The organism is Streptomyces sp. NPDC020965 (assembly GCF_044333555.1).
In the GTDB taxonomy this organism is placed as follows: Bacteria; Actinomycetota; Actinomycetes; order Streptomycetales; family Streptomycetaceae; genus Streptomyces.
The window spans coordinates 282146-294547 of the sequence record NZ_JBIRRE010000012.1; the positions used below are offsets into that span (position 1 = coordinate 282146).

At 72.1% G+C, this 12402-nt stretch carries 11 protein-coding genes; 6 read left to right on the forward strand and 5 right to left on the reverse strand.

The features are described from left to right. Positions 1-148 precede the first annotated feature (148 nt). A complete protein-coding gene (locus ACH4S7_RS31285; protein WP_398524711.1) occupies positions 149-829 on the reverse strand; it encodes a GDSL-type esterase/lipase family protein in 681 nt (226 codons plus the stop codon). 201 nt (positions 830-1030) lie between these two features. Between ACH4S7_RS31285 and ACH4S7_RS31290 the strand changes: the two genes are divergently transcribed. Then, positions 1031-1999, forward strand: coding sequence for a WD40 repeat domain-containing protein (locus tag ACH4S7_RS31290; protein WP_398524712.1), 969 nt, complete (start codon positions 1031-1033; stop codon positions 1997-1999). A gap of 249 nt (positions 2000-2248) precedes the next feature. On the opposite strand, the gene ACH4S7_RS31295 is transcribed toward ACH4S7_RS31290, so the two are convergent. Beyond that, positions 2249-3019 carry a TetR/AcrR family transcriptional regulator gene (locus ACH4S7_RS31295; protein WP_398524713.1) on the reverse strand — a complete coding sequence of 257 codons (771 nt, stop codon included), beginning with the start codon at positions 3017-3019 and terminating at the stop codon, positions 2249-2251. Between the two features lie 134 nt (positions 3020-3153). Between ACH4S7_RS31295 and ACH4S7_RS31300 the strand changes: the two genes are divergently transcribed. Beyond that, positions 3154-4188 (forward strand): ATP-binding cassette domain-containing protein, encoded by a 1035-nt coding sequence (locus ACH4S7_RS31300; protein ID WP_398524714.1) that lies wholly within the window; start codon positions 3154-3156, stop codon positions 4186-4188. Positions 4189-4268: 80 nt separating this feature from the next. Next, positions 4269-5051: an ABC transporter permease gene (locus tag ACH4S7_RS31305; protein WP_398524737.1), complete on the forward strand. Its 783-nt coding sequence runs from the start codon at positions 4269-4271 to the stop codon at positions 5049-5051. Positions 5052-5143: 92 nt separating this feature from the next. Here the strand turns inward: ACH4S7_RS31305 and ACH4S7_RS31310 are convergent, their stop codons facing one another. The 3 genes from ACH4S7_RS31310 to ACH4S7_RS31320 all read right to left on the reverse strand — a co-directional run bounded on the left by ACH4S7_RS31310 (position 5144) and on the right by ACH4S7_RS31320 (position 7843). Then, on the reverse strand, positions 5144-5755 hold the full coding sequence (locus ACH4S7_RS31310) for a Uma2 family endonuclease (protein WP_398524715.1): 612 nt from the start codon (positions 5753-5755) through the stop codon (positions 5144-5146). A 217-nt stretch (positions 5756-5972) separates the two neighbouring features. Beyond that, positions 5973-7091, reverse strand: a complete 1119-nt coding sequence (serC, locus tag ACH4S7_RS31315; protein WP_398524716.1) for a phosphoserine transaminase — start codon at positions 7089-7091, stop codon at positions 5973-5975. Positions 7092-7186: 95 nt separating this feature from the next. Further along, complete coding sequence (locus ACH4S7_RS31320; RefSeq protein ID WP_398524717.1) at positions 7187-7843, reverse strand: GTP-binding protein; 657 nt, start codon at positions 7841-7843, stop codon at positions 7187-7189. A gap of 288 nt (positions 7844-8131) precedes the next feature. Between ACH4S7_RS31320 and ACH4S7_RS31325 the strand changes: the two genes are divergently transcribed. The 3 genes from ACH4S7_RS31325 to ACH4S7_RS31335 all read left to right on the forward strand — a co-directional run bounded on the left by ACH4S7_RS31325 (position 8132) and on the right by ACH4S7_RS31335 (position 12261). Further along, positions 8132-10996 carry an FAD-binding and (Fe-S)-binding domain-containing protein gene (locus ACH4S7_RS31325; protein WP_398524718.1) on the forward strand — a complete coding sequence of 955 codons (2865 nt, stop codon included), beginning with the start codon at positions 8132-8134 and terminating at the stop codon, positions 10994-10996. A gap of 404 nt (positions 10997-11400) precedes the next feature. Further along, positions 11401-11823: an RNHCP domain-containing protein gene (locus ACH4S7_RS31330; RefSeq protein ID WP_398524719.1), complete on the forward strand. Its 423-nt coding sequence runs from the start codon at positions 11401-11403 to the stop codon at positions 11821-11823. Between the two features lie 12 nt (positions 11824-11835). Then, complete coding sequence (locus tag ACH4S7_RS31335; RefSeq protein WP_398524720.1) at positions 11836-12261, forward strand: RNHCP domain-containing protein; 426 nt, start codon at positions 11836-11838, stop codon at positions 12259-12261. Positions 12262-12402 lie beyond the last annotated feature (141 nt).

Sequence of the window (12402 nt, forward strand, 5' to 3'; positions counted from 1 at the left end):
CCCGGCCGCGCCGGACCGCCCCGGTCGGCCGGACCACCTTGGTCGCCGGACCGCCCCGGTCGGCCGGACCACCCCGGTGCACCAGCGACCTCGGTGCACCAGCGGCCCCGGCGGATCAACGGCCCGGTGCACCAACCACTCTGGTTGATCAGCGACCCTGGTAGGGACCGCCGAGCCCCCACCCCTGGTGCATCGCCGTCGCGAACGCCGACGCCAGCTTGTGCTCCCCGGCCGGACCCGGATGCGTCCCGTCGTAGGTGTCGGTGTCGAGGTCGTACGAGTCCGGGGGCGACGCCAGCAGAAGCGGCGACGAGGGCGCGTCCAGGTCCGCCACCGTCTTCGCGAGGAGTTCGTTGAAGCGGGCGCACTCGGCCGCGAAGGGCGCGTCCGTCCGGGCGCGGATGTTCGGGATCACCGGCAGCAGGACCATCCGGACGTGCGGGCGCGCGGCGCGCGCCTGGGTGATGAACTCGCGTGCGTTCAGCGCGGTCTGCGCGCTGTCCGTGTAGAAGCCGAGGTCGATCAGGCCGAGCGAGACGAGCAGTACGTCCGCCGACTCCTCGCGCACGGTCTCCCGGATCAGCGGAGCCATATGGAGCCAGCCCTCGCCCCAGCCCGCGAGATGGCGCCTGGCCGGGTCCGGGAAGGGGGCCGCGTACGCCGTCGAGCGGGCGGCGTTCGCCTCGGGGTCGTACAGCGTGGAGCGCGGTCCGACGATGGCGTACGGGCCGTCGATGGCGGTGTCGAGGTGCCGCCACATCCGATAGCGCCAGGTGTAGTCGCCGGCGCTGCCGACGGTCATGCTGTCGCCGACAAACAGAAAACGCATGGGGGCCATCATGGCGGACGGGGTCGGGCCGTCGCGATGGGCGTCGGGGGCACGGCCCCCGATCGGGCGACACCCCGGCCAGGAGTGCGATATCGACACGGTGCAGCTCCGGGGTCCGCAGCGGCGTCGGACCGGTCGGGCGGTGCCCCCGTACGGCGTCACGGGGCGGGGTTCGCCCGTACGGGATGGCAGGCTGGGGTCATGCGTTCGCTTCCGTACGTCACCGGTCTCGCCGCCGCCCTCGTCCTCGGCGCCGTCGCCCCCGCCGCGGCCGACTCCGCCCCCGATCGGAACTTCACGCTGGAGGACCCGCGGATCGTCGAGTCCAGCGGTCTCGCCGCCAGCCGGCAGCACCCGGGGGTGTACTGGACACACAACGACCAGGACCAGCCGCGCGTCTTCGCGGTGGACTCCAGGACCGGGCGGACGGTGGCGACGGTCACCCTGCGCGGCGTCGGCAAGCCCCGTGACATGGAGGCCATCTCGATCGGCTCCGACGGGCGGATCTACGTCGGTGACATCGGCGACAACCTCAACGGCAGTTGGCCGCACGTCTGGATCTACGCCTTCCCGGAGCCGAAGACGCTCGGGAATGTGACGGTGAAGGCGACGCAGTACACGGTGAAGTACGAGGGCGGGGCGCGGAACGCCGAGGCGCTGATGATCCACCCGAAGACCGGGCGGGCCTACATCGCCTCCAAGAACGAGGACGGCGGCGGGCTCTACGAGGGCCCGGCGCGGCTCTCGGCGGCCGGGACGAACACCTTCCGCCGGATCGGGGAGGTGCCCTGGGTGACGGACGGGGCCTTCTCGCCGGACGGGAAGGAGTTGGTGCTCCGCTCGTACTTCAGCGCGCGCGGCTACGCCTGGGCGAACGGCCGTCTCGGCGCCGACCACCGGGTGAAGGCGCCGCTCCAGAGGCAGTCGGAGTCCGTCACCTACACCGCGGACGGCTCCGCGCTGATGTTCGGTTCGGAGGGGGAGCGGAGCGAGGTGGAGCGGGTCGGGCTCGACAACCGCCGGGGGAGCGGCGCGCCCACGAAGGGCGGCGGTTCGGCCTCGGGCGGCGGCGAGGACGAGGGCGAGTCGAAGGTGACGTTCGGGGTGGTGGCCCTGGCGGCGGTGGGCGTGCTGGTGTTCGGGGCCAAGCGGCTGCGGCGCCGCGACTGAGCGGGCGGCGGCCGGGCCCTCCCGTACCCCCCCGGCCCGTACGTCTCCGGCACCTCCCGGGCCGTACGCCTTCCGTACCCCGGGCCGTACGTCACCCTCCGCGGCGCCGCGACTGAGTCACCGCGACTGGGTCACCGCGACCGCGTCACCGGGATCGGGTCACGAGGTCGGTCACGGGTCGAGTCACCACGACCGAGTCACTGCGGTCGGGTCACGGATCGGGTCACCGGGATCGAGCCGCCACGGTGATCATTCCTCCGCGGCGGCGCCCGAGCGCTCCCGCACCAGCGCTTCAAGCCCGGCCATCAGTCGCCCCAGACCGAACGCGAAGTGGTCGAACTCCACGCTGAAGGTGTCCGCGCTCATCCCCGCCATGTGCGGGTACTCCCCACTCAGCATCGCCCGGTTGAGGAACGGCTCCTGATTCCGCCAGAACTCCTCGTCGCTCCGGCCGGTCGCGTCCACGGCCTCCCGCGATTCGGCCTCCATCCGGGCGATGCCCTGGGCCAGGCTCTGCGTCGTGATGATGACGGAGATCGTCTCCGGGTCGGCGAGCCGCATCCCCTTCAGCCCGATCAGCGCGGCCTCCAGGGCCCGTAGCGTGCTCGGCCCCAGGACCGTACGGGCCTGATTGACCTTGAGCAGCCAGGGGTGCGCGCGGTAGAGGTCGAGATAGCCGTGGGCGAGTGACTCCACCGCCGCGCGCCAGTCGGCCTCCTCCTCGGGCGGCGGGGGTTCCCAGGGGCCGGGGTCGCTGACCCGGTCCAGCATCAGATCGAGCAGCTCGGCCTTGCCCGGGACATAGCGGTACAGGGTCATCGTGCCGGTGCCCAACTCCGTGGAGAGACGGCGCATCGAGACCGCGCCCAGCCCCTCCGCGTCGGCGATCCCGATGGCGGCCGTCACGATCCGGTCGAGGCTCAGACCCGGCTTGGGGCCTCGGCTCGGGCGCTCGCCGGTGCCCCACAGAAGCTCCAGGCTGCGGCTGATATCGCCACTGCCGCTCGTTTCGGTCGTCATGTCCTTCACTTTAAACCGGCTCCCGGGGTCGGTGGACGCCGCGTGAAATAAAACTGGGTACGGTGTACTCACATTCGGGTACGCTGTACGCGGTTGTCTGAAACTCCCCGTCCCCACGCTCTTCTGGAGAAGCCGTGACCGACCATGTCGACTACGCAGTCCAAGCCGAAGCGCTCGAAAAGCGGTACGGCGAGAAGCGCGCCCTCGCGGGCTTCGACCTGCACGTCCGCCGGGGGACCGTGCACGGTCTGCTCGGCCCCAACGGAGCAGGGAAGACCACCGCCGTACGGGCCCTCGCCACCCTGCTCTCCCTCGACTCCGGGCGCGCGCTGGTCGCCGGCGTCGATGTGCGGCGCGAACCGCGCCGGGTCCGCGCGAAGATCGGCCTCACCGGCCAGTACGCGGCCGTGGACGAGATGCTGACCGGCCGCCAGAACCTGGAGATGTTCGGCCGCCTCTTCCATCTCGGCGGCGGCCGGGCCCGGCGCCGCGCCGTCGAACTGCTCGCCCAGTTCGACCTGGTGGACGCCGCCGACAACGGCGTCGACACCTACAGCGGCGGGATGCGGCGCCGGCTCGACCTGGCCGCCTCGATGATCCTCGCGCCCGATGTGCTCTTCCTGGACGAGCCGACGACCGGGCTCGACCCGCGCGGCCGGGGCGAGGTGTGGGTCGCGATCAGGGAGCTGGTCGCGGGTGGCACGACCGTCCTGCTCACCACCCAGTATCTGGAGGAGGCGGACCGGCTCGCCTCCCGTGTCACCGTCATCGACCAGGGCCGCGCCATCGCCGACGACACCCCCGACGAGCTGAAGAACACGGTCGGCGGTGACCGGATCGAGGTCGTCGTCAGCGACGCCGCCGACCTCGACACCGCGCTCCGGGCCGTCAGCCGGGTGGCCGCGAACGTGCCCCAGACGGATCCGGCGGAGCGCCGGGTGCACGCGGCGGTGACCGACCGGGTGGCGGCACTGACGGACGTCGCGCGCACGCTCCAGGACGCGGGCGTCGCCGTGGAGGACATCGGACTCCGCAGACCGAGCCTGGACGACGTCTTCCTGCGCCTGACCGGCCACCGTACGGAACCGGCCGAGCAGGCCGCAGCGGAGAAGACAGGCACAGCGGAGAAGACAGCCGCAGCGGAGAAGACAGAGGAGAGCGTGGCATGAGCGAGGTCATCGAGAGAAGCGCCCCCAGGACGGCCGTGGCGAGGGTCGACCTCCAGGTGGAGGGCCCCGGGGAGCGCCGTATGTACTGGGCGGTCGCCGACTGCTGGAGCCTGGTGCGCCGGACGATGCTCCACTACCGCCGCCGCCCGTCGTACATCGCCTGGCAGCTCGGCTTCCCCATCGTGTCGGTGCTGCTGTACGGGTATGTCTTCGGCGGTGCGATGAAACCCCCGGGCGGTGGCGACTACCGCGACTTCCTGCTGCCGGGCATGTTCGTGATGACGATGGCCTTCGGCTTCATGAACACGGCCATCAGCATGGTCACCGACCTCACGAAGGGGGTCATCGACCGCTTCCGCTCGATGCCGATGGCACCGTCGGCGGTGGTCGCCGGGCGCGCGACCACCGATCTGCTGATCTCGGTCGCCGAACTGACCATCCTGGCGGCGACCGCCCTGGTGATGGGCTGGCGTTCGGACGGCGGGGTGCTCGCGACCCTGACCGCCTTCGCGCTGCTGATACTGCTGCGCTTCTGCCTGATCTGGGTCGGCATCTATCTCGGCCTGCTGCTGCCCAGCCCGGAGGCGGCGGGCGGGCTGTACGCGGTGGTGTTCCCGCTGACCATGATCTCCAGCATCTTCGTACCGACCTCCACGATGCCGGACTGGCTGGGCACGGTGGCGGCCTGGAACCCGATCTCGTCCACGGCGATGGCGACCCGCGAACTCTTCGGCAACCCGGTCGCCGGCGGTGGGAGCTGGATCGAGGAGAACGCGCTCCTGATGGCCACGGTGTGGCCACTGGTCCTGACGGCGATCTTCCTGCCACTGGCGGTGGCCCGCTTCCAGAAGCTGAGCCGATGACGGGTACGGGGGGCCGGGGGGGCTGGGACCCGGGGTGAGGGTGGCGGGAGGCCCCGGGGTCGCTCACCGGCTCGGGGTATCCCGCGCGATGCCTATTGTCTGGGTGTCGCGGCCTTGAGGAGAGCTTCCACATCGAGCTTGACCTCGGCCCCGATCGACTCGGGGAGGGTGACCTGCTCGCCTGGCGCGTGGATGCGGTGGTGCGCGTACTCGTTGTCAGCCGGGTCCGTCAGCACATGGAGACGCTGGTGCTTTCGGTCAACGATCACATAGACCGGGATCTTGGCCTCCGCATAGGCGGTGACCTTGTTCCGGAGGTCCGCCTGGTAATCGCTGGAGGTGACCTCCAGCACCAGTCGGAAGGCCGACGGGGCGTAGCAGTTGAACTCCATGAGATGTTCTTCGACATCCGCGTCGACCACGGCGAGATCGGGGATCGCGTAGTCGTGCGGGCCGCTCGGCAGCCAGACACCGATGGCCTGAATGACCTCGGTCTCGCCACCGTCGAGTCCCGCCATCATGAACGGACGCATCAGCTTGGTGAGGGCCCTGCCATGGGCTCCGTCTGCGGGTGGGGCCACGATAAGGACGCCTCCGATGATCTCGACGCGTTGGCCGGGATTCCGCTTCCGGAGGTTCTCGGCCTCGTCGAGCAGTGTCCTGGGCTCGCCTGCACAGGGGTGCTCTGCTGCTGCGGCAGACATACGGGCCTCCTGTTGGCTGGTGTCGAGACCATCATGGTAGGCCGATGCGGCCGTACCCGTCCCGCATCCACACCCTCCCCCGTACGCGTGAGGACCCCCCGGCGGAATTGACTCCACCGGGGGGCCCTCACCCGTACACCGCACCACCGCCGCCGTTCACCGCCCGCCATCGGACGGTGAACGGCGGCTCACAGGTCCGCGATCAGAGGTTCTCGATTCAGAGGTTCTCGATCACATAGTCCACGCACGCGGTCAGCGCCGTGACGTCCGCCGGGTCGATCGCCGGGAACATCGCCACCCGGAGCTGGTTGCGGCCCAGCTTGCGGTACGGCTCGGTGTCCACGACGCCGTTCGCCCGCAGCGTCTTCGCGATCAGCGCCGCGTCGATGCCGTCCTCGAAGTCGATCGTGCCGATGACCTGCGAGCGCTTCGCCGGGTCCGACACGAACGGCTGCGCGTGCTTGGACGCCTCGGCCCAGCCGTAGAGCGCCGCCGCCGAAGCCGCCGTGCGGGCCACCGCCCAGTCCAGCCCGCCCTGGCCGTTCAGCCAGGTCAACTGCTCGTTCAGCAGGAAGAGGGTGGCGAGCGACGGGGTGTTGTACGTCTGGTTCTTCAGCGAGTTGTCGATTGCCGTCGGCAGGCTGAAGAACTCCGGCACATGGCGGCCGGACGCGTGCACACGCGCCGCGCGCTCCAGTGCGGCCGGGGAGAAGACACCCAGCCAGAGGCCGCCGTCGGAGGCGAAGGACTTCTGCGGGGCGAAGTAGTAGACGTCCGTCTCGGCGATGTCGACGGGCAGCCCCCCCGCGCCGGAGGTCGCGTCCACCAGCACCAGCGCGCCGTCGTCGGCGCCCGGGACCCGTCGGATCGGGGCCGCGACGCCGGTGGAGGTCTCGTTGTGGGTGAAGGCGTACACATCGACGCCCGCCTCCGCCGCGGGCTCCGGGTGGGTACCCGGCTCGGCGGAGATCACGGTGGGATCGGCCAGCCACGGGGCGAGCTTCGCCGCCTTCGCGAACTTGGAGGAGAACTCGCCGAACGTCAGGTGCTGGGACTTGTTCTCGATCAGCCCGTGGGTCGCGATGTCCCAGAAGGCGGTGGAGCCGCCGTTGCCGAGGATCACCTCGTAGCCCTCGGGGAGCCGGAACAGGTCGCGCACTCCCTGGCGTACCTCGCCGACCAGGTTCTTGACCGGTGCCTGGCGGTGAGAGGTGCCGAGGAGGGACGTGCCGGTGGCGGCGAGGGCGTCCAGCGCCTCCGTACGCACCTTGGAGGGGCCCGCGCCGAAACGGCCGTCGGCGGGCTTGATGTCAGCGGGAATCTGGATATCAGCCACGGTCGGAGCGTAGCCCCTCGCGCGCGGGCGCGGACGGGCGGTCCGTCGGCTGAGACACCGGCTGGGACACCGGCTGAGACACCCCTGCCGGTGGCTCAGCCCTTCTGGCGTACGGAGAGCGCGTGGAGGTGCTCCACCAGCGCGATCAGCACGAACTTGCTGGAGGAGTGGTCCCGGGCGTCGAACTCCACCAGGGGCACGTCCGGTCCCAGCGCCAGCGCCTGCCGGATGTGCTCGTCGCTGTGCAGCGGCCCGCCGAAGTCGTTGACGGCGACGATGAACGGCATCCCGTGGTGTTCGAGCCGGTCCAGCGCGTACCAGGCGTCGGTGAGCCGCCGGGTGTCCACCAGGAGGACCGCGCCGATCGTGCCGGCCAGCAGCCGTTCCCAGAGGAACCAGAAGCGTTCCTGCCCGGGGGCGCCGAAGAGGTACAGGATCGTACGGGCGTCGATCGTGATCCGCCCGAAGTCGAAGGCGACGGTCGTGGCGTTCTTGGTGCTGACCCGGCTGGTGTCGTCGATGGTGCGGCCGGCGCGGCTCATCACCTCCTCCGTGTGCAGCGGACGGATCTCGCTGACGGAGCGGACCATCGTCGTCTTGCCCGCCCCGAAACCGCCGACCACCACGATCTTCAGGGCGTTCTCGGCCACGGTCAGGGCGTGCCGGGCCGTGCTGTGGCCTGTCGGCTGCGCCGAGTGTGCCGGGTCTGTCGCGTGCGCCGGGTGTTCGGCGGCCTGGTGGGCCGCCCTCATGCCGGGCGTCATCGCCGCTGGGCGGTGCCGGTCGCGGTGCCGGTCATCGAGTGTTGCCTTCCGAGGGGTGACGGGGGCATAACTGGAGCCGCTTGTTCCTGATCAAGTGATCGTCACTATAGGAGAGTTGCCGATCACTTTGGGCGCTACACCGGCCCTTTGCCAAGGGCGACGTGGACGCAACGGTCTCAATCGGCATGTTTTCCCCCTGTCGGGAGCGCCTGAGGCAGTGTTTTCGACCGACGCGGCCCCGATGGGAACGGACGCGCGGGGGGCATCCTGAGACACATGGCTGAACCGCGACACACCAGGGGCCGGCACCCGGGGCCCGCGACGGAACTCGCCCGCGCGCTCACGGCCGCCGTCCGGGGCGAGGTGGATTTCAGCACCGCCGCCCGCGCCCTGATGACCATGGACGCCTCCAACTACCGCCGGGTGCCCATCGGCGTCGTCGCCCCGCGCGACGCCGACGATGTGGCCGCCGCCCTGGCGGTCTGCCGTGACCACGGCGTCCCCGTCGTCCCGCGCGGCGGCGGCACCTCCATCGCCGGGCAGGCCACCGGAGTCGGCGTGGTCCTCGACCTCACCCGCCATATGAACGCGATCCTCCAGGTGGACGCCGACGCGCGCACCGCCGTCGTCCAGCCCGGCACCGTACTCGACACCCTGCGCGACGCCGTCCGCCCCCTCGGCCTCACCTTCGGCCCCGACCCCTCCACCCACGCCCGCTGCACCATCGGCGGCATGATCGGCAACAACGCCTGTGGTGCGCACTCGGTGGCCTGGGGGACGACCGCCGACAACGTCCGCGCGCTGTCGGTCACCGGCTACGACGGCACCGCGCGCCGGATCGCCCGCGGCTGGGACGGCGCCCCGGACGGGCTGCGCACGCTGATCGACACCCATCTCGCCGCGCTCCGCACCGGCTACCCCGCTGGGCTGCCCCGCCGCATCTCCGGCTACGCCCTGGACGCGCTCCTCCCGGAACGCGGCGTCGACCTCGCCCGCGCGTACTGCGGCAGCGAGGGCACCCTCGGGGTGGTGACCGAGGCATCCGTACGCCTGGTGCCGGCGCCCCGCGCGCGGGCCCTCGCCGTCCTGGGCTACGCCGACGAGAGCGCGGCGGCGGACGCGGCGCCCGGACTGCTCCCGTACCGGCCGCTGACCGTCGAGGGCATGGCCGCGGACCTGGTGCCCACCGGCCAGGGACTGCCGCGCGGGCGGGCCTGGCTGTTCGTCGAGACCGGGGGCGACACGGCCGCCGAAGCACGGGCCGCCGCGACCGCCGTGGTGCGCGCGGCGGACGCCCTGGACGGGACCGTGGTGGACTCCGCCGCCGCCATGCGCGCCCTGTGGCGCATCCGCGAGGACGCGGCGGGCACGGCGACCCGCACCCCCGACGGCGCCGAGGCGTGGCCCGGCTGGGAGGACTGCGCGGTACCCCCCGCCCGCCTCGGCGCGTACCTCCGCGACTTCCGCGCCCTCCTCGCCGAACACGGCCTGCGCGGCACGCCCTACGGCCACTTCGGGGACGGCTGCGTCCATGTCCGGATCGACTTCGATCTGCTCACCCGGGACGGCGTACGGGGGTTCCGCCGCTTCTCCGAGGAGGTCGCGGAGCTGGTGGTCGCGCACGGCGGCTCCCTGTCGGGCGAGCACGGCGACGGGCTGGCGCGCGCCGAACTGCTGCCGAGGATGTACGGGGAGGAACTGGTCGGGCTCTTCGGCCGGTTCAAGGACCTGTGGGACCCGGACGGCGGAATGAACCCGGGCGTGCTCGCCCGCCCCGCCCGGCTCGACGCCGACCTGCGGTTCGCGGTGCTGCCGAAGGAGCCGGTCGACGCCGTCTTCGCCTACCCGGACGACGGCGGGGACTTCGCGGGCGCGGTCCGGCGGTGCGTCGGCGTCGCCAAGTGCCGCGTCGCCACCCCGGGCACGGGCGTCATGTGCCCCTCGTACCGGGTGACGGGCGAGGAGAAGCACTCGACGCGCGGCCGGGCCCGGCTGCTGCACGAGATGCTGGCGGGCGATGTCGTACGGGACGGCTGGCGCTCGCCCGAGGTGCGTGACGCGCTCGACCTCTGTCTGTCCTGCAAGGGATGCCGGAGCGACTGTCCGGTCGGCGTGGACATGGCCACGTACAAGGCGGAGTTCCTGCACCACCACTACGCGGGCCGGCTGCGGCCCCGGTCCCACTACGCGCTGGGCCGGCTGCCGCGGCTGCTGCGGCTGGCGGCCCCGTACGCCCGGGTGCTGAACGCGCTGGCGCGGGTACCTCTGCTCGCGCGGCTCGCCAAACGGGCGGCCGGAATCACGCCGGAGCGCGCGCTGCCGGCGCTCGCGCCGGTGACCTTCCGCCGCTGGTACGCCGCCTCCTCTCCTTCAGTCGGGCCCGGCCGTACGGTCGTCACGCTCTGGCCGGACACCTTCACCGAGCACCTCTCCCCCGAGGTGGGCCGGGCGGCGGTACGGGTCCTCACGGCGGCCGGCCTCGCCGTCACCCTGCCGCCCGCCGGCCTCTGCTGCGGACTCACCTACATCTCCACCGGCCAGCTCGACCGGGCCCGTACGGTGCTGCGCCGCACCCTGGACGCGCTGGAGCCGCTGATCGACGCCGGGACCCCGCTGACGGTGCTGGAACCGAGCTGCGCGGCGACCCTGACGACCGACCTCCCGGAGCTGCTGCCCGACGACCCCCGCGCGGCCCGCCTGTCGGCGGCGGTCCGCACGTTCGCGCGCACCCTGGAGGAGTGCGCCCCGGAGTGGCGCCCGCCCCGCCTGGACCGGGAGGTGGTCGGCCAGACCCACTGCCACCAGCACGCGGTCCTGGGCGACGCGGCCGAACGGCGGCTGCGGGAACGGGCCGGCCTGCTGGGCGGGCTGAGCGGCGGCTGCTGCGGCCTCGCGGGCAACTTCGGCTTCGAGAAGGGCCACTGGGAGGTGTCGGTGGCGTGCGCGGAGGAGAGCCTGCTGCCCGCCGTACGGGGAGCGGGGGAGACGGCGGAGGTGCTGGCGGACGGCTACTCCTGCCGGACCCAGTTGGACCAGTTGGCCGACCGGAAGGCGCGCCATCTGGCGGAGGTGCTGTCGGACGGGCTGGCCCGGACGGAGGGGCGGCCCCCGGGCGGGCGATCCCCCGGCGGGCGGCCCTGAAAAGGGTTGGTGCGCCGCCGGGGAGCGTTGTTACCGTGCTGAGGTTCCGGGGGCCGCGGTCATCGTGCTGAGGTCCCGGGGCCTTGGTCACCGTGCCGAGGTCTCAGCAGTCTTGGTCACCGTGCCGAGGTCAAGGGAGCCATGGTCACCGCGCCGGGGCTCCCCTCCCGCCGATGTACCTCGGGCTCCACCCGGCCTGAGAAGGAGTTGTTGTATGCCCCAGCCCGAGCCGAGCACGCCGTCACCGAACCGTGTGAGCGTCCGGCATCCGATCAGTCGCCCGACCTGTCGTCCGACGGGCCCCGCGACTCCCTGATCGACTCTCCGACCCGCCACGATTCCGTGAGCTGCTCGGCCTCCTCCTGCTGCCATCGCGTCAAGCCTTCAGCCAGGAGTGATTCCGGGTGTCCAACAACCGACCCCACCCCACCCCCTCCCCTTCTTCCCCCACCTCTCCTTCCTCCTCGTCCTCCTCACCCAACCCCGTTCAGCGGACGAACACCTTCGCCTGCGTCCGGTGCGGCCTGACCGTCACGACGCTCGCGCCGGACGGCACCGTACGCAACCACTGCCCGAGCTGCCTGCACTCCCAGCACCTCCACGACCACGTCGACGGCGGTCCCTCCGAGTGCCGCTCGCGCATGACTCCCATCTCGATCGCCGTCCTCAGAACCGGCGACTGGATGGTCGTGCACCGCTGCGTCCGCTGTGACGAGCTGACCTCCAACCCGGTCTGCACCGACGACAACCAGCTCATCCTGATGCGCATGGCGGTCCGCCCGCTGGCCCAGCCACCCTTCCCGCTCGAAGTCTTCGGCGAGCTGTGAGGGAGGACGACCATGCCACGACGGAGAACGACCAATCACCGACAGCGCACCGGACGGCCCCAGCGCCACAAGGACGTGCTGCACGGCCGGGGCGGTGAGCCGGGCGACGCCTTCCGCTGCGTCGGCTGCCGACTCGACGTCCCCCTGACCGCCCCCGGCACCGCCCACCGCAACCACTGCCCCACCTGCCTCGCCAGCCTCCATGTGGACCTCCGGGTCCCGGGCGACCGGGCGGCGAGCTGCCGGGGCCGGATGGTGGCGCTGAGCATGTCCGTACGGCAGGACGGCGAGTGGATGATCATCCACCACTGCCTGTCCTGCGGCGAACTGAGCGCCAACCGCATCGCGGGCGACGACAACGCGCTGGCCCTGCTGCGGATAGCGGTCCGCCCGCTGGCCGACACCAGCGTCCCGGTCCGCGCGCTGCTGGCGCTGTAGCAGGTCGCGGGGGGGGCCCCCCCCGGGGGGGGGGGGGGGCGGGGGGCGGGGGGGGGCCCCCCGGGGCCGGCACCCGCGGCGGCCCCCGGGCGGCGGGCCCCCCCAACCCCACGCCGATGGCGGTCCGCCGGGGCCCCCGCC